17 protein-coding genes are annotated in these 18,398 nt (G+C 41.2%); 5 read left to right on the forward strand and 12 right to left on the reverse strand.

What is annotated here, in order from left to right; genetic code table 11:
- Positions 1–164: 164 nt before the first annotated feature.
- Positions 165–1,310, reverse strand: a complete 1,146-nt coding sequence (locus tag V7L12_RS26795) for a hybrid sensor histidine kinase/response regulator (RefSeq protein WP_335088984.1) — start codon at positions 1,308–1,310, stop codon at positions 165–167.
- A 381-nt stretch (positions 1,311–1,691) separates the two neighbouring features.
- On the opposite strand from V7L12_RS26795, the gene V7L12_RS26800 reads away from it, so the two are divergent.
- Both V7L12_RS26800 and V7L12_RS26805 read left to right on the forward strand, forming a co-directional pair.
- On the forward strand, positions 1,692–3,263 hold the full coding sequence (locus V7L12_RS26800) for an AAA-like domain-containing protein (RefSeq protein WP_335088986.1): 1,572 nt from the start codon (positions 1,692–1,694) through the stop codon (positions 3,261–3,263).
- Complete coding sequence (locus V7L12_RS26805; RefSeq protein WP_335088988.1) at positions 3,263–5,293, forward strand: AAA-like domain-containing protein; 2,031 nt, start codon at positions 3,263–3,265, stop codon at positions 5,291–5,293. Before V7L12_RS26800 ends, V7L12_RS26805 begins: the two co-directional genes overlap by 1 nt.
- Positions 5,294–5,394: 101 nt before the next feature.
- Here V7L12_RS26805 and ureC read toward each other — a convergent pair whose 3' ends face one another.
- The 10 genes from ureC to groES form a co-directional block, all read right to left on the reverse strand.
- Positions 5,395–7,110: an urease subunit alpha gene (gene ureC, locus V7L12_RS26810; protein ID WP_335088990.1), complete on the reverse strand. Its 1,716-nt coding sequence runs from the start codon at positions 7,108–7,110 to the stop codon at positions 5,395–5,397.
- 62 nt (positions 7,111–7,172) lie between these two features.
- Positions 7,173–7,478 (reverse strand): urease subunit beta, encoded by a 306-nt coding sequence (locus tag V7L12_RS26815; protein WP_335089239.1) that lies wholly within the window; start codon positions 7,476–7,478, stop codon positions 7,173–7,175.
- 41 nt (positions 7,479–7,519) lie between these two features.
- Complete coding sequence (locus tag V7L12_RS26820) at positions 7,520–8,260, reverse strand: hypothetical protein (protein WP_335088992.1); 741 nt, start codon at positions 8,258–8,260, stop codon at positions 7,520–7,522.
- A 98-nt stretch (positions 8,261–8,358) separates the two neighbouring features.
- Entirely contained in the window at positions 8,359–8,661 is a 303-nt protein-coding gene (gene ureA / locus V7L12_RS26825; RefSeq protein WP_335088994.1) for an urease subunit gamma, read from the reverse strand.
- Positions 8,662–8,724: 63 nt separating this feature from the next.
- Positions 8,725–9,564, reverse strand: a complete 840-nt coding sequence (locus tag V7L12_RS26830; RefSeq protein WP_335088996.1) for an urease accessory protein UreD — start codon at positions 9,562–9,564, stop codon at positions 8,725–8,727.
- A gap of 77 nt (positions 9,565–9,641) precedes the next feature.
- Positions 9,642–10,925 carry a photosystem II assembly protein gene (locus V7L12_RS26835; protein WP_335088998.1) on the reverse strand — a complete coding sequence of 428 codons (1,284 nt, stop codon included), beginning with the start codon at positions 10,923–10,925 and terminating at the stop codon, positions 9,642–9,644.
- Positions 10,918–11,856 carry an SPL family radical SAM protein gene (locus V7L12_RS26840; RefSeq protein ID WP_335089000.1) on the reverse strand — a complete coding sequence of 313 codons (939 nt, stop codon included), beginning with the start codon at positions 11,854–11,856 and terminating at the stop codon, positions 10,918–10,920. Before V7L12_RS26840 ends, V7L12_RS26835 begins: the two co-directional genes overlap by 8 nt.
- 38 nt (positions 11,857–11,894) lie before the next feature.
- Positions 11,895–12,707, reverse strand: a complete 813-nt coding sequence (locus V7L12_RS26845) for a class I SAM-dependent methyltransferase (protein WP_335089002.1) — start codon at positions 12,705–12,707, stop codon at positions 11,895–11,897.
- Between the two features lie 237 nt (positions 12,708–12,944).
- A complete protein-coding gene (gene groL, locus V7L12_RS26850) occupies positions 12,945–14,579 on the reverse strand; it encodes a chaperonin GroEL (RefSeq protein ID WP_335089004.1) in 1,635 nt (544 codons plus the stop codon).
- Between the two features lie 127 nt (positions 14,580–14,706).
- Positions 14,707–15,018, reverse strand: a complete 312-nt coding sequence (groES, locus tag V7L12_RS26855) for a co-chaperone GroES (protein ID WP_094348596.1) — start codon at positions 15,016–15,018, stop codon at positions 14,707–14,709.
- Positions 15,019–16,104: 1,086 nt separating this feature from the next.
- Here groES and V7L12_RS26860 point away from each other — a divergent pair.
- On the forward strand, positions 16,105–16,782 hold the full coding sequence (locus V7L12_RS26860; protein WP_012407592.1) for a response regulator transcription factor: 678 nt from the start codon (positions 16,105–16,107) through the stop codon (positions 16,780–16,782).
- Between the two features lie 56 nt (positions 16,783–16,838).
- Here V7L12_RS26860 and V7L12_RS26865 read toward each other — a convergent pair whose 3' ends face one another.
- Positions 16,839–17,147 carry an NIL domain-containing protein gene (locus tag V7L12_RS26865; protein WP_335089006.1) on the reverse strand — a complete coding sequence of 103 codons (309 nt, stop codon included), beginning with the start codon at positions 17,145–17,147 and terminating at the stop codon, positions 16,839–16,841.
- A gap of 401 nt (positions 17,148–17,548) precedes the next feature.
- On the opposite strand from V7L12_RS26865, the gene V7L12_RS26870 reads away from it, so the two are divergent.
- Entirely contained in the window at positions 17,549–17,890 is a 342-nt protein-coding gene (locus V7L12_RS26870) for a 4-Cys prefix domain-containing protein (protein ID WP_335089008.1), read from the forward strand.
- Positions 17,891–17,892: 2 nt separating this feature from the next.
- A complete protein-coding gene (locus V7L12_RS26875; RefSeq protein WP_335089010.1) occupies positions 17,893–18,225 on the forward strand; it encodes a serine/threonine protein kinase in 333 nt (110 codons plus the stop codon).
- The last annotated feature ends 173 nt before the right edge of the window (positions 18,226–18,398 follow it).

Below are 18,398 nucleotides of genomic sequence, written 5' to 3' on the forward strand. Positions count from 1 at the left end.
TACTATTGCTGTTATCTCAGCATATTTGATTCATAAACTTTTAGTTTTTGATGTTCCAATTAAATTTTTTATTTTAAATTATCGGTAGATAGTAGTAAGGTTATAAATCATGAATTGCCAGGATAAAAAACTCTACAATTCCTAATTTATAATTACTAATTTTCTCATGTTTTAGTGGGTAAAAGCACAATAAATACACTACCTTTGCCCAACTCAGAATTAAGCAGAATAATGCCTTGATGTGCTTCGACAATTCGACGAGCAAGATACAGTCCTAAGCCACTACCAGAACTCTTATGACTGCCTTGGCGAAATCGTTCAAAGATCGTGGCTTGTTCTTCAGGGGGAATACCTGGGCCAGTATCCGCTATCTCAATTCTAATGTAGTCAACAGAATTGGATTTTTCAGAGAACTGAGATTGATTACTTTTGTTGAACTGGCGTTGAGAAGTAAAACGAATAGTAATAGACCCAGCTTCGGTAAATTTGATCGCATTTCCGATGAGGTTGGTAAATAGACGATGCAGTTCCAAGCGATCGCCCATCACTGTGTTTGTGCTTGACTCCTCAGTAATATCCAAATTTAGGGACAGTGTTTTATCTTGAGCTAAGGGTGACAATTCTCCAGTCACTTCATCTAGCAATTGACCCAGATTAACCGGTTGAAACGCTAGACTTTTGCGACCCGCTTCAAAACGATAAACTTCCAATAAAGTATTGACCATAGAAAGCAGGTTGATATTGCTACGGGCCATGATGGCGATTACTTCCTGCATTTGCGTTGATAATGTTCCCAATGCACCTTGCTGAAATAGCATCAACATGCGATCGGCGGCTACTAAGGGAGTACGTAAGTCGTGGGTGAGGCGGGAGACAAAATCTTCTCGCTGACGCGCAATTTCATCACGTTCATCCATACTATGCTTCAAACGCAGGAGCGATCGCACTCGTGCCAGCAATTCATCTACTGTTACAGGTTTGCGGATAAAATCATCAGCACCCAAGTCTAATCCGTGGGCGACGTTGGGCGCATCGTGGGCAGTGATCAGCAATATAGGGATGTATTGCGGCAATTTCATTTCACCACGAATGTGCTTGGTGACTTCGTACCCGTCCATACCTGGCATCATCAGATCCAGCAGAACCAAGTCACAAGGAGAAGCTTTCAATTCTGCCAAGGCCGAAATCCCATTTTCTGCGGTGCTAATCGTGTAACCCTCTTCTTCCAAAATAGTTTTGATCAAGAACACGTTATCAGGAGAGTCATCGACAACCAGAATTTTGTCAGAGCAAGAAGATTGTGAAGTCATATAGATGCAAGGTATAGGGTAAAAGTAAATTTTTAGGAAAACTGGTTTATTGGTATAGTTTTCTAGGTATTCCCTTTAAATAAACTTCCTCCGAAGAAAAATTGGTTACCAAGAAACTTATATAAATGTGTTTTAAAAACTACTTTACTTACCTTTTTAGCAGATAGCTACAAGCTAATTGAATTATGACTCGTAAATTTCTAGAATTGAATACAGAGGATAGCGACACGATTTTGGTATCAGTTTAGTAAATAGATATATCAGTAGGTTAGATATTGGCTACTGAAGAGTTACCTGTAAAAAAAGTAAAAGTCAGCTTTGATTCTGTACATTGCAAGAAAATAGTCAAATTCGTCAAAATTTCTGGATATTTATCCGATTATGCCAACTTCCCCAGCAGCCAGCATAAGCGTCAGATTTTTCATCAGCTATCGCAGTCAAGATCCAGACTTGAGCCTTGCCCAGAATTTTTATGAAGCGATTAAAGCTGCTGGACACGAAGCATTCATGGCGGGCGAGAGTATTCGCTTGGGGGAAAAATGGCCTCAGCGCATCGATGAAGAATTAAAACTGTGTGATTACTTTTTGTTGCTGTTGTCTGAGCGATCGGCAACTAGCGAGATGGTGACAGAAGAGGTGAGACAGGCCAAAGAGTTACAGGATGGCAGCGATCAGCATAAGCCAGTGATTTTGCCCATTCGTGTTAACTTTGCTTGGAGTGCGCCACTGAATTATGATTTGCGGGGCTACTTACAACAGGTTCAGCAGCGAGAGTGGAATTCACCTGCCGATACTCCCAAAATTTTACAGGAAATTTTTAGTTTAGTGGCAACCGGTGATGTAGAAAGATTGGCAGATGGAGAGACGAGTAGTGATTTTTTCCCTTCATCACCCTCTCACCCTCTCACTCTCTCACCGCCTCTGCCAGTGGCAGAACCAGAATTACCTGAAGGACAGGTGGATTTGGCTTCGGCGTTTTATATTGAGCGTCCTCCCATCGAATCCCGGTGCTACGAGGCAATTTGGAAGCCAGGATCTTTGATTCGGATCAAAGCACCCCGGCAGATGGGTAAAACCTCACTCATGGCGCGGATTCTTCATCAAGCGTCACAACAAGATTATCTAACCGTGCCTTTGAGCTTTCAATTGGCAGATGGAAAGGTTTTTGCAGATTTGGATAAGTTCCTTCAGTGGTTTTGTGCCAGTGTCGGACGGAGGTTGAGGCTACCCAACAAGCTAGCAGATTACTGGGATGAGATTTATGGCAGTAAGGACAATTGCACCGCTTATTTCGAGGAGTATCTCTTGCCAGAAATCAACCAACCCCTAGCATTGGGATTGGATGAAGTTGATCGTATATTTCAATATCCCGAAATTGCTAATGACTTTTTTGGGCTGTTACGCGCTTGGCATGAAGATGCTAAAAACCGGGATATTTGGAAAAAACTGCGGTTAGTAGTAGTGCATTCCACAGAAGTTTATATTCCAATGAATATCAATCAATCGCCATTTAATGTAGGCTTGCCGATTGAGTTATCAGAATTTAACACCCAACAGGTTCTTGATTTGGCACGAAGGCATGGACTCAATTGGAGTTTGACCCAAATTGAACAACTAATGGCAATGGTGGGAGGACATCCCTATCTTGTACGAGTGGCACTTTATCATATTGCCAGACAGGATATTACGCTCAATGTGCTTTTGCAAACAGCCCCTACAGAAGCTGGCCCTTATAGTGACCATTTACGTCGGCATCTGTGGAATTTAGAACAGCGTCCAGAATTAGCTGCTGCTATCAAAAAGGTAGTTGCCAATACTAGCCCCGTTCGGTTGAATTCGATACAATGCTTTAAATTACTCAGCATGGGTTTATTACAACAGCAAGGAAATGATGTAACGCCACGTTGTGATTTGTATCGTCAATATTTTTGCGATCGCTTGAGAGTTAGCTGATGAACATAGAACAAAACCCAGCTTACGAATATCAAGTTGGTGGCAGTTTACCAGTTGATGCCCCCAGTTATGTAAAGCGTCAGGCAGACCAAGATTTGTATGAGGGATTAAAGGCTGGGGAATTTTGTTATGTTTTGAACTCCAGGCAGATGGGCAAGTCTAGCTTGCGAGTGCAAACAATGCAACGGCTACAAAAGGAAGACATAGCCTGTGCTGCAATTGATTTAATGAAAATTGGTAGCCAGAATCTTACACCAGAGCAATGGTATACAGGTGTAGTGCGTAGTTTGGTGAGTAGTTTCGAGCTTTCAGGAAAGTTTAATTTACGGAGTTGGTGGCGCAATCAGGATCATCTTTCTCCTGTACAGCGATTGAGTGAATTTATCGAAGAAATTCTGTTAGTTGAAATTTCTCAATCTATAGTCATTTTTGTAGATGAAATAGATAGCGTTCTCAGCTTAAATTTTTCTAGTGACGACTTTTTTGCTTTAATCAGAGACTGCTATAATCAGCGTGCTGATAAGCCCGAATATAAGCGCCTCACTTTCACATTGCTGGGAGTAGCTACTCCGTCAGATTTGATTAAAGATAAGAGCCGCACGCCGTTTAATGTTGGTCGAGCGATTGAACTCAAAGGTTTTCAGTTGCATGAAGTTCAACCTTTAGCTCAAGGATTAGTGGGGAAAATTAGCAATCTCCAAGCACTGCTGCAAGAGGTTTTGGCTTGGACGGGTGGACAACCATTTCTTACCCAAAAACTTTGCAAACTCATTCCTGCTGGTATAGAAGTTGAGGGAGTTGAAGAATTGGTGCGATCGCACTTCCTTAAAAACTGGGAATCACAGGATGAGCCAGAACATTTGAGGACAATACGCGATCGCATTCTTAGAGATGAGCAACGTGCCGGACGTTTACTAGGGTTGTATCAGCAAATTTTGCAATGGGGGAAAGTATTAGCTGATAACAGTTCAGAAAAAATGGAATTGCGGCTATCTGGTTTAGTAGTACAGCAGCAAGGGAAGTTAAGAGTCTATAACTGTATTTATGAATCCGTTTTTGACCATAGTTGGGTTAATAAAGCGTTAGCAGATTTGCGTCCTCATGCTGAAGCTCTGACAGCCTGGATTACTTCTAAGGATGACTCATGGCTATTACGCGGACAAGCATTGGAGGATGCATGGGCATGGGCAGCAGACAGAAGCTTGAGCAATGAGGATTATCAGTTCTTAGATGCAAGCCAAAAATTGGAAAGGCGAGAAATTTTCAGGCAACTTAACCCAGGTTCCCAGAAGCTACAAGGAGCCGAACAAATAAAAAAAGAGTTTTTAGCCAATATTTCCCATGAACTTCGTACTCCCCTTAATACCACGATAGGTTTCTTGAAGCTAATTTTAGATGGTATGGCAGATAATCAGGAGGAACAAAAACAGTTTCTGGAGGAAGCTCACCAATCATCACTATACTTGCTCAATATTATCAATGACATGCTAGACATTGCCAAAATCGAAGCAGGCAAAATGGAGATGGAACTGGGAGCAATCAAGCTCAATGAACTATTCAGTGATGTAGAAAATTTCATGCGTCCTCATGCTGAGGTGAGAAACCTCAGTTTCCTTATGCAAATGCCTGATACCTACGATGAAATTATTGTCCGAGGTGATTATCAACGCCTAAAGCAAGTGATGATAAATCTAGTTGGCAACGCCATCAAATTTACCCATCAAGGCGGTATAGTTGTCAAGAGCTATGTAGTTAGCAAAAAGGTAATATCTCAAGATCAGCAATTTCCTGGTATGGTGACAGTGGAGATCGCAGATACTGGTATCGGTGTTTCCCCGGACAAACTAGACAAACTGTTTCAATTGTTCAGCCGTGTCGATGATTACCCTATTGAGAAATCCCGTGGTACAGGCTTGGGACTGGCTATGTCCCAAAGCCTAATAGAGTCAATGGCAGGGACTCTGAATTTTTACAGCCTGGGTGAAGGACTGGGTTCCACAGTCACATTTACTGTCCCACTGTACCAATAAACAATCGTGGGATAATAATTAGGAATTACGAATTATCAATTACGAATTATTTTGACTTCTTTCCAAGGACTATCGTAATCAGTAAGTTGCTCGGTCATGAATTAGAATAAAAAGTACCTCTGTGCCATTGGTAAAACTGTCGCAGGTTCACAAATTAGCAACTCACCATCTGCCCTGACTTGGTATGTTTCTGGATCAACTTCAATGTGGGGTAGTGCATCATTCAGCTTCATATCCCGCTTACTTAATTGGCGTGTCCCAGAAACTGCAACTGCTACCTTTTGTAAACCTAGCTGGCTGGGAATTTCTTTCTCTAAAGCTGCTTGGGAAACAAAAGTTAATGATGTGACATGACGCGCCCCTGCAAAACTACCAAACATCGGTCGCATATACACTGGTTGCGGTGTGGGAATACTGGCGTTAGCATCGCCCATTTGCGACCATGCAATTATTCCGCCTTTAATCACTATCTCTGGTTTCACGCCAAAAAATGCCGGACGCCACAAACATAAATCTGCTAATTTTCCCTTTTCCACTGAACCGACATATTGAGCAATTCCGTGAGCGATCGCTGGATTAATCGTATACTTAGCAACATACCTTTTTGCCCGAAAATTGTCTGCTTTTTGCTCCGTTCCCTGTGGGTTCAGAGTTCCCCGTTGCACCTTCATTTTGTGAGATGTCTGCCAGGTGCGAATTATCACTTCGCCTACTCTTCCCATTGCCTGGGAATCGGAAGAAATCATGCTAAATGCGCCTAAGTCGTGCAAAATATCTTCCGCAGCAATGGTTTCTCGGCGGATGCGAGATTCGGCAAAAGCGACATCTTCAGCGATCGCAGGATCGAGGTGATGGCATACCATCAACATATCCAAGTGTTCGTCTAAGGTGTTTAGGGTGTAAGGACGTGTGGGATTGGTGGAAGATGGCAGGACATTGGCTTGGCTGCAAACTTTGATAATATCTGGTGCGTGTCCTCCGCCTGCGCCTTCAGTGTGGTAGGTGTGGATGACACGATTCTTGAAAGCAGCGATCGTATCTTCGACAAATCCAGCTTCGTTCAGGGTATCAGTATGAATAGCGACTTGCACATCATAAGCATCGGCAACGCTGAGGCAGGTATCAATTGCTGCGGGTGTGGTTCCCCAGTCTTCATGTAGTTTTAACCCCATTGCACCGGCGGCTACTTGTTCTATAAGTCCTGGAGTTTGACTGGCGTTACCTTTGCCCAAAAATCCTAAGTTTACGGGAAAAGCATCAGCCGCTTGTAGCATTCGGTAAATATTCCAAGGGCCGGGGGTGCAGGTAGTGGCATTTGTACCTGTAGCGGGGCCAGTACCGCCGCCGATCATGGTGGTAATCCCAGAAGCGATCGCCACTTCAATTTGTTGAGGACAAATAAAATGGATATGGGCATCGATGCCGCCAGCAGTAAGAATCATTCCTTCCCCTGCTAAGGCTTCAGTTCCGGGACCGATAATGATATCTACATTATCTTGAATATAAGGATTTCCAGCTTTACCAATTTTGAAAATTTTGCCATCTTTAATGCCGATATCTGCTTTGACAATACCCCACCAATCGAGAATTAAGGCATTAGTAATTACTAAATCTACAGCACCATCAGCGTTAGAAATGGGGGATTGTCCCATGCCATCTCTGATGACTTTACCGCCGCCGAATTTTACTTCATCGCCGTAGGTGGTTAAGTCTTGTTCAACTTCAATAAATAATTCTGTGTCTGCAAGTCGGACGCAATCGCCTACTGTTGGGCCGTAGGTTTCGGCGTAGGCGCGGCGATCCATTCTGTAAGGCATATAAAATCCTTTTTTTTAACGCAAAGGGACGCTGAGGGAAACGCAGAAGTACGCGGAGGTTTTTAGAGATTTCCGTTAATTTTGGCGTTGAAGCCGTAGACTTGGCGAGTACCAACGAGGGGAATTAGAGTTATTTCTTTTGTATCGCCTGGTTCAAAGCGAACTGCGGTTCCTGCGGGGATATCGAGGCGCATTCCTCGCGCTTGTTCTCTGTCAAAGTTTAAGGCGGTGTTAACTTCATAAAAGTGATAGTGGGAACCAACTTGTATGGGGCGATCGCCTGTATTTGACACTTGCAATTTTACAGTTGGACGACCAACATTTAGTTCAATTTCACCTGCTGGTGTAATGATTTCTCCTGGGATCATGTTCAATCCAATATTTCATTTAAATAGCACTTATGCACACTCTATAAATTATTGACATTATTGGCATTTTGGCGATTCAATAAAGTAATATTTTTGGATATTTTTGCATAATTTTGGCTATTTTTTCGTAAGTCATGATTAACTTTTAAAAAGTTTGCTTGTTGACGCTTAAGGTTTTTAAAAGTTTTAAGAACCTCATCTTCAAATTGGAATGGAAAGTCAAATTTTGATTTCCACAAATATTCAATTTGCTGTTCTTGCCACCGCAGATGTTCCATTTTCCAGGAATTATGATAATCCAAAAATTTTAGATAACTTTCTGGCAGTATTTCACCTTCAATTAAATGTGTCTTTGTCATCAAAAGCTTTTTAATTTTTTCATGGCGGGGAAAAGCATCTTTTTCTATCCAAAAAATCCATAATTTAATTTCTGCTTCGTTTTTGAAGGGGAAAATTGTATAACCATTTTTTTCTCCTACTTGAAGAGATTCTAAGATACGTTTTTGACCGCGCATTTCTCTTAACTTTTCTGCTAAATCTGTATAGGTACGTCTACCTTCCCAGATCAGAAAAGCAAGTGGCCCATATAATTCTTCTAGCTGCTGCTCAGTATATTTTAACGATGCGGTTGTCTGCTGATTTTCTCTGTCTCTGTTGCCAGACATAATGTGATTAACTATTCCGGCGACAACGGCAAAGGCAGTAGTTATGGCAGTGGTTATAATAGTTGCTGTAAAGCCAGTATTTCCTGTATTCATTGCCTTTATACTTGATGATGTCAAGCAGTACACTTCTGATAATGTGTTAAATTATATACTTAATTATTACTCAATGTCTATGAAAGGCTTTAGTCTTAAAAATAACACACTATAAAGTAAATTTAACGAATGGGATTATGTACTGTCACTAACTTTGTACCATCAGGAAAAGTTGCTTCAACTTGCACTTCATGCACCATTTCTGGTATCCCTTTCATGACATCATCCCGCGTTAAGAGAGTTGTACCATAACTCATTAATTCAGCTACAGTTTGCCCATCTCTTGCACCTTCTAAAATGGCAGCAGAAATATAAGCGATCGCTTCGGGATAATTCAGTTTTAGACCCCTTCCTTTACGTCTTTCTGCTAATAAAGCAGCAGTAAAAATTAATAGCTTATCTTTTTCCTGCGGCGTAAGTTGCATTCTTCTATCCCTCTTGGCGTTCTTGGCGTCTTCTCTGCGAGACGCTGCGTGATGGCGGTTCGTTCAAACCTGCCACACTCTTGGTATACAATTACCACGATTCAAAAAAGAAACTCGCAGCAATTTCCAAACATCAATAAACCAGTTTCTCACCTCAGATGTAGAAGTACCGCGATATCGACACAATAATCCATGTTGTAACCGACTAACACCCACTTCTCCTTCCCCATCCCATAAATTTCGCGTTTTTTCGACAATTTCTGCTGAAACTGCATCACCAACCCAAACTAGACTACCTACTATTGGTTTTCCCGCCAAGCCATGAGGACTGTGAAAAATGTCTTCACTACCCGGTAAGTATTGCCGATCAATCCACAACGGGACATGTTGTTGCCAAATTTCTGTGTGCGATCGCCATTCTCCAAGGTAAAATTTTTCTCCTCTAGCACTGCGACCAAATCTGGTAATCTCCCAGCCTAACCAACTGGCCCCGGTTGCTAATTCTACCCGTAAATCTTGCCGATAAATCCCACCGTTAAATAAAATTGTCTCTTGCGGCAACCATTCTAAACAAGCACCAGCGTCAACTTGCATCTCGATAGTTTGTCTAGCTGTTAAGCCATTGCTGCGATATATCTTGCTTGCAGCAGCTGTAGTGATTAAGGCTTGGGTTTGGGGTTGGAGGTGAATGTTAGAGGATAAGCGATCGCCTCCCACCATTCCTCCGGCTGTATGTAAAATTACGCTATGACAAACTTTTTGCCCTTCTGGGTAAAATGGGCGTTGCACCTTCAGGGGCGCTTGTTGGTGATTGTAAATTAATTGGGTTGCACCTTGGCGATCGGCATAGACTAAATTAAGTTTGCCATGCCAACCTTCTGCTGTTTGTGAATTGCAGATCATTTAGGAATTCAAGATTAAAGTTCAGATACCTTATATTTACTTAATGTATTGTTTGGTGTTTTACCTGCAATTTATCATTATTTTTTTGCCAAGATTACATAATCATCTAATGTATAGTGTAACTGATGCTTCTGACCAAAATACTGTTGGAGTATTGGACTCATATATAGTTGTTTTGGTAATTTTTCTCGAGCAAACTTACCAAATTCAACACCGGACAAAGGTATTCTTGAATCTGTTGAGGTTATATATTTATACCAGACCAACTCTAATCCCAATTCTGCCATAAATTTATCCACTACATTTTTTTCTTCCTCTTGGTTTTCCACTTGGTGAATATCGTAAAGTTTGAATAACTTTTTATCTTGCACAATTAGCAGAATATAACCTGAATTTTTTAAGCTGGTGGCAAATATTTGCTTGTAAGTATTATTAGATTCAACCCTTTTGGCTGGATCTGCAAAGAAGCAGTGAGAAATTACGAGAAAGTCGAAAAAATCTTTGGGTAGATTATTCGATTGAGTCTTCCAAGTAAAAATATCAGTAGTAACAAAGCGGAAGAAAGCATTCACAGGGGTTAGACGCGACTCTATATATCGTCGCCAAAACTGAAGTCCACGAAACTGGAAGGCATCTTGTTTTTCTAAAGAGTAATAAGATATGTGCATTTGCGGGATATGAAAAAAACCGCTACTACTTTGGAGAAATAAAGCTAAACCATAAGCAACTGTTCCTGGGCCTGCTGCAATATCAAGGATATTAACTTTGCTTGGTAGTAAAGCATCTTGGTAAATAAGAAACCAAGCTAAATATATGCAATATACATTTTCTAAAAAATACTTCATAAAGTAGACATGAGGAGTTAGACTAAAACGATAGTCTGGATCTTGTCCAATTTTTAAGTTATTAATATCCTCAAGAGCGTCTTCTAACTTAATAAATAACTGTTTTTCAGGAATTTTACTAAATTCTTCTTTGAGATATTCAACTAGCCTTGATTCCAAATCATCAAATATACGTTCATCAATACCAGTAGATTGCAGTTTATATTCATCGTGCTGTATTAAATTGAAAACTTTATAGATATATTTAACAAATTCCTCATCTGGGATTAATATGAGATTAACTTTTTCCTGGGATGCTTCTGTTAGTTGTTTATTTAAAGTTTCTGTTTGTCGTTTGTATTCTTGGGAATAACGTTCAAGTTGAAGTTTATCCCTAAATAGTTTTTCTAACCATGAGAATCTTGCACCTGATTTTTGAATCTCTTGTAATAGTTGGACTGCACGTCGGATATCCCCGCGTTTCAAAGATAATTTGAACTGCTGACTTCGCCACCAATTTCCGATAGGATTATTCATAACCAAATCCCTTTTTGCCTTCCATAACTTCTATACCTGGAAGCCGAGAAACTAACTTTTCCTTAAATTTCCTATAGCTTAATTTCTCATCCTCATACCACCAAGAGTATTTTTGCTTAATTTCTTCAGCTTCTTGGCGAGTTGATGCAATGAGAGAACGACTCTGGCTAGCATGAAAAGTTTGAATTACAATTCTATCGGCGATGGCTAGTTTGTCAATGAAAGCAGACTCATCAGTTGGCAAAGTAGGAAGTAGAGGGGTAATAGTAATAGAAATTTTAGGAAGAAAACCTTTATAATAATCAATACTTTGTTTAATTTTAGTGATAGCATTTAGTCTAGCTTTAATACTGGGCGATCGCGGTTCAAAATCTTTTCTCACTAATTCACTCCCAGTGGGAATGCTCATATTAATTCGCAATCGTTTAAATCGTTGTAAATAATCAATATCTCTAATAATAATTGGGCTACGAGTTTGAATCACCAAAGTTGGAGTTGGATAACCGTTAATCCCCACATCAAGCATTACCTCTAACAACCGACGAGTCAGTTGATGTTTAGACTCAAGTGGTTGATAAGGATCAGTAACGCTACTCATGTATATACTAGGAGGAATCTGAGGATTTTTTTTATACCATTTTTTTAATTCTTTCGCTAAAATTTCAGCAGAATTTTCCTTAAAAATTACCCATTTTCCCCAATCTTGGCGCATTTGAGCATTAGGAGTAAATGCAGCAGCATAGCAATAACTACAACCGTATTGACATCCCCTGTAAGGATTTAGAGTAAAATCATAATTACCAATAAAACCAGTAGCTTTTGTTAAGAGTGATTTAGCATTTTGGGCATAAACATTGACATCTCCAAACTTTTCTCTGACTAATTTTGTAGGAATGAATTCGCAATAACCTTCATATTTTGGTTGTGCCATGTGAATCCTGATATTTATTGAGAGGCAATTAACGCACCCTACTTCTTATGATTCCCATTTTTATTTTGAAATTCCTTCACCGAGGTGTAGTGTACGCTAGTGCGATAGACCATATACACAAAACCACTCTCATCACGAAAGCGCTGATATAATTCTTGAAAATTATCAATAAGCTGTTCGTATGCCAAGCCTTCACGCGGAAGGTAAGAAACACTCATTGCTCGTCCAATAAGTCCAGTTAAATCTAACTGTTGCCTATAAGTAAAATTATATTCGTGGATGTTAATAAAATGGGGAGTTACTAACAGTGGCTCTACCGACTGCATTCGAGATTCTGCTGGATGATTATTAGATGCTTCGCGGACTAGTCGGCTATATTCTGTAGTTAAGGCATCTTCTTGATCGCGATTATTCCACACCACAGCCAAGCGTGCTGATGGTTTTAAAATGCGGTGAAACTCCAATAAAGTTGGTTCGGGATTGAACCAGTGGAAAGCTTGAAAACAAGTAACTAAATCAACTGATTTATCAGGTAGGTGGGTTAATTCTGCTGTTCCATCACGAAACTTTATCAAAGGATGTGCTTGGGCAGCTTCTCGCATCGCCGCGTTTGGTTCTATGGCTATGACATTAACTCCGCGTTCAGCTAACAGTCTTGAGGCAATTCCTGTACCTGCGCCAATATCTGCTGCTACGAGTTGTGAATTTTCACCTAATCCTTCCAAGATAATATCAATTGCATCTGCGGGATAGCTAGGTCGATATTTTACATAATCCTCCGCTCTGTCAGAAAATCGGTTGAGTGGGTTTAAGGTATGTAAGGGGGTTGTTTCAGGATTAATTTTGCTCATGGGTTTTGATGTAAAAGTTGAAGTGTGTAGGCGTAGCCCGTCGTAGACATCGCTCTAGTTCAGAAAAGCGATATCATAACAATTAAACCGCTCCAGATAGTAACATCTACAGATTACAAACTTAGTCTCATCAACCAAATAACTTTTCTCTCTCCTCTTCTTCCTCCGTTCAGACAAAAAAACAGCCGCCTCCACAAGAGAAGCAGCTGTTTTACAAATTATGTAACTACAAAGTATTTAGTAATCGAAGTCTCCGCCACCAGCGCCAGCGCCAGCAGGAGCGCTATCTTTAGGCTCAGGCTTGTCAACTATAATACATTCGGTTGTCAACACCATACCAGCGATGGAAGCAGCGTTTTGCAGAGCAGAACGAGTCACTTTAGCAGGGTCAACAATACCAGCGGCTAACAAATCGACGAATTCGTTTGTTGCAGCGTTGTAGCCAACGTTAAATTCTTTTTCTTTCACGCGTTCAGCAATCACAGCACCATTCTGACCGGCGTTTTCAGCAATCCGCTTCAGAGGTGCAGGTAAGGCGCGAACGACAATCAAAGCACCAATCAACTCTTCATCCTTAAGATTGCTCTTTGCCCAAACTTCCAATTCAGGAGCAAGGTGAGCCAGAGTTGTACCACCGCCAGGAACGATACCTTCTTCCACAGCAGCTTTGGTGGCGTTGATAGCGTCTTCTAGGCGCAGTTTCTTGTCTTTCATTTCGGTTTCGGTCGCTGCACCCACTTTCACTACAGCGACACCACCAGAAAGTTTAGCAAGACGCTCTTGCAGTTTTTCTTTGTCGTAAGAAGATTCGGTTTCATCGATTTGACGACGAATCTGTTCGACACGAGCTTTAACAGCAACTTCGTTACCTTCGGCAACAATTGTGGTGCTGTCCTTGGTAATGGTGATCCGGCGAGCTTTACCCAGGCTATCCAGCTTGGTGTTATCTAGCTTCAGACCAGCATCTTCGGTAACTAATTGACCACCAGTTAAAACAGCGATGTCTTCTAGTAGTGCTTTGCGGCGATCGCCAAAACCAGGAGCCTTAACAGCAGCCACGTTTAGTACACCGCGTAAACGGTTTACTACCAAGGTTGCTAAAGCTTCTTTCTCGATATCTTCAGCGATAATCACCAAAGGACGACCGGCACGAGCTACTTGCTCTAATACTGGTACTAGGTCTTGTACCAAAGCAATTTTCTTATCAGTCAGTAGTATGAAAGGCTCATCAAAAACCGCTTCCATCCGCTCAGGGTCAGTAGCAAAATAAGGAGAGATGTAGCCTTTGTCAAAGCGCATCCCTTCAGTGATTTCCAATTCGGTAAACATAGATTTCCCTTCTTCTAGGGAAATTACGCCTTCTTTGCCCACCTTGTCCATTGCTTGGGCAATCATCTGACCAACTTCTTCGTCATTACCAGCAGAGATCGCCCCAACTTGGGCAATGGCTTTGGAATCTTCCACTGGACGGGCGTGTTCTTTAATTTTGTCTACGAGGAAAGCAGTAGCTTTGTCAATACCACGCTTCAGCGAAATCGCGTTAGCACCAGCTGCAACGTTCCGCAAGCCTTCTTTGACGATCGCATGAGCTAAAACGGTAGCAGTGGTGGTACCATCACCCGCAGCATCATTGGTCTTAGAAGCAGCTTGACGAATCAGAGCTACACCAGTGTTTTCAATATGGTCTTCTAATTCGATTTCTTTGGCGATCGTTACACCGTCATTGACGATTTGCGGTGCGCCAAATTTCTTTTCTAGGACTACGTTACGACCTTTAGGACCAAGGGTAACAGCTACAGCCTCAGCCAGGATGTCAATGCCTCGTTCCAAGGCGCGACGGGCGTTTTCGTTGTAGATAATGCGCTTTGCCATAGGTGTCTAAATTCCGGGAGTAAGTCAATTTTTTTTGAATTGGGCACTGGGCATTGGGCATGGGGCATGGGACATTGTCTTTATTTTTGACATTCCCTGTTCCCTGTTCCCTATTCCCTTTTCCCCACTAGATAACAACTGCTAAAATATCTTTTTCAGAAAGCAGTACATATTCTTCGGTGCCGAGTTTGATGTCAGTGCCAGCGTACTTAGAGTACAGCACCTTATCGCCGACTTTAATTTCCAATTCCTGACGGTTTCCATCGTCATTACGCTTGCCAGGACCAAGGGCCACTACTTCCCCTACTTGGGGCTTTTCCTTGGCGGTATCGGGCAAATACAGACCACCTGCGGTCTTTTCCTCAGAGGCGCTCACTTTTACGAAAACGCGATCGCCTAAAGGTTTAACTGTAGAAACGCTTAGAGATAAAGCTGCCATAATTATTTTCTCCAGTTTAGCACTCTCAACTCCTGAGTGCTAATTTACCGAAAAGTGGCGTCCAATGGCAAGAATGCCTTGAGTACGGGTTCCCGAACTAGAGGGTCATAGATGTACTTAAGTATAAATGCTTAATTATTTCTACCTTGCGGGTTTTGTTCCGTAAGTTACGAAGAGAGTAGGGAGTAGGGAGGTATGAGAATTCTTCTCCACTCCCCAGTCAACTTTATTTTTTGCAAAGCTTGCAAATTGTTATAAAACTGTAATCAGGGAGCCACTCGATAAGTAACAATACAGTGACAGCGATCCAGTCCAACTATCAAATCCCCAAAACCAATAAGTCTCTGGAACATAAGATCCTGAGTAATTGTGTAGAAAGTTTAGGACTTGCAAAAATTCAGCGACACATTTTTATTTGCGCTGACCAGGCAATTGCTGCTCAAAACGAGCTAGTCTGGAATTCTGGGATTACTAAAAAAAGCGACTTAAAGATTTAAAACTCGATGAGCCGCACTAAAGTCATTCTATTTGCGTCTATAAAACTAAAGCCAACTGCTTGCGTGTTTCTTGTTCTAGACCCATAATGGTGATTTACCCTGATGGTGTCTGGTATCGCCAAGCAAACCCGGAAGTTACCCTGCGGATCATCCGAGAACACTGAACAGGCAATAAGGTGGTAGAAGAATATGCGTTTTCAATCCATCCATCTTTTGCCAGAAACTTCCCTAGTTTCTTGTGAACACCTCATAGAGGCTTAACAACCAAAGGATATGGTATAGCAGTAAGCTTTAAGAAAGTGCGGGTTGGTTTTGAGGTAGGGTCATCTTTAAGCCAATACTTACTTGTGAGTCCGAAAGATTATTATTTAATCAGTGTTTTTTACCCCGCCCCTTTCAAAGCGATATATAATAGCGCATTATAGATACTACTGCTATACGTATCCTTGCTGGACTTTTGCTATCGAGCTAATAGTCTATTGAAAGTGCTCGGCATTTTTGAGACTTCGAGACAGCAAAGGCAAGTTAAGTAGGAAAAAGGACAACATCTCGAATAACCCACCATAGAGGATAAATATTCAAGACTTTGATGGACCGAAGCGCGACAAGTGCCACTGCTATGAAAGAGCCCAGCATGAAAGATCACAAACGACTTCTATTGATTGATGATGACCCTAACCTCATCTTGCTGGTGAAGGATTACTTAGAGTTCCGGGGATATGAAGTCATCACCGCCGAAAATGGACGTGAAGCTCTGGAAATTTTAGAGCAAGATGTTCCAGACATGATCATCTGCGATGTGATGATGCCGGAAATGGACGGATATACTTTTGTGGAACAAGTCCGGCAAAACGAACGCACCAGCTGGATTCCAGTTCTTTTCCTTTCAGCTAAAGGACAAAGTGCAGACCGAGTTAAGGGTCTGAATAAAGGTGCTGATGTTTATATGGTCAAGCCCTTTGAGCCAGAAGAACTCGTAGCGCAAGTTGAATCCTCGCTGAAACAAACTATCCGTTGGAAAGAACACCAAGCAAAAGGAGGCGAAAACGGTTCCCGTATCCAGGTTCCCTTCGATGTACAGTTAACCCCAACCGAACTAAAAGTAGTCCAGTTTGTCGCTAGGGGTTTAGCTAACCGTGAAATTGCTGAAGAACTAAATGTTAGTCAGCGCACGGTTGAAAGCCATGTGTCCAATATGTTGGGCAAAACCAATCTCCACAACCGCACTGAACTAGCGCGGTGGGCGATTGAAAATCAAATGGCCTAAAATCAGTAACAAGTACTGAGTGCTGAGTGCTGAGTGTTTTTGACTCAGCACTCAATTTACCAACCATCTTCTTCAGGGCTGGATTGGTGCAAAACTTCTAAATCCAGTTCATCCAGGTAAGTTAGGGCGCTTTCAATCTGAGAAACAGTACCTCGCAGTTCCAGATCGAAGCAGCTATATTGTGGCACGTTTGGGCTTACCTGAGCATCAGCAATAATGACTATAACCCCATAGTGAGAAACCAGTCGTGAAATAACTGGTTCTTCATACAAGTCTTTAGGAATGCGAACTTGGATACGAGTTTGGGTGCATCTATTATCTAAAATATCTGTATTAGATTTTACTTGTTTATTTGGAATTGCCATTCTAGCTTCCTACTCAACTTCTGGGATGAGGGCTTTACTTTGCACAATTCTTTTAACACTAGCGTCACTTATCCCATGCGGGCAAGCAAGAAAGTATTTGCTTTTGCAAACCATTAATCTAGATATAGTAAATGTGAAAAATTGCTCCTAATTCGGTAGTTATGAGGTTAATTGTTATTCTATAGTGCTTTTCGAGCAGATTTAATATAGCCAATCTGTAGGGTTACAACAATTGTTGTAACCCTAATTTATTGTGTATAAGATTTAATACTGAAGTGATAACTGCTATATATGTTACTTTGTCAAAATTTTAGGGAACTCTATTAATAGAACCTTATAGATTTAGCCCTCTGTTTAGATATCAATAAAAATCGATTTTTTAGGATATTTACTTTTGTGTAATGACCTATTGTATAAATCCCCATTGTCCAAAACCTGTTAACCCAGTGAATGCAAACAACCTGATTTGCCGTAACTGTAGGTCAGAAATACTGTTGCAAGGTCGCTATCGGGTACTCAAACAACTAGGACAAGGTGGCTTTGGTAACACTTTTGAAATTGACGAGTGTGGGAAAACTAAAGTTTTAAAAGTGCTGACTGAGAAGAACCCCAAAGCCATTGAACTGTTTCAGCAGGAAGCAAAGGTTTTGAGTCAGCTAAACAGTGCGGGTATTCCCAAGGTAGAACAGATGGTTATTTTACTGTTTTATCTAAAAATCGCTCTGTACCATTGCACTGTTTAGCAATGGAGAAAATTGAAGGCGTAAATTTAGAGCAGTGGATGGAATTTCGTAATTATCAACGTCTTTCTGAAGCTCAAGCTCTCAATTGGCTTAAACAACTTGTAGAAATTCTTGCTTTAGTACACGCTCATCAATATTTCCACCGTGATATTAAGCCTCAGAATATCATGCTGCAACCAAGTGGGCAGCTTGTCTTAATTGATTTTGGTGCAGTCCGACAAGTCACGACAACCATTGTGGCGGGAAATTCCCATACCAGAATTTTTTCACAAGGCTATTCACCACCAGAACAACAAAACGGTTATTCGGTACAGCAGTCAGACTTTTTTGCATAAAAAAATATTTGGAAGTACGCCAAGGAATTGAGGAGCAGGAACAGGAGCGGCGTAGACAAGAAGTACTTGGTAATTAAGTGGTGTTTAAAACAGTGATGTATATTATGTTGGGTTTTCTTGTGTCAACGCAACATAAACAAATTTAATTTTAATAAACAATACCTGATACCCTT

This window comes from Nostoc sp. (assembly GCF_036918245.1).
Classification (GTDB): domain Bacteria; phylum Cyanobacteriota; class Cyanobacteriia; order Cyanobacteriales; family Nostocaceae; genus Nostoc.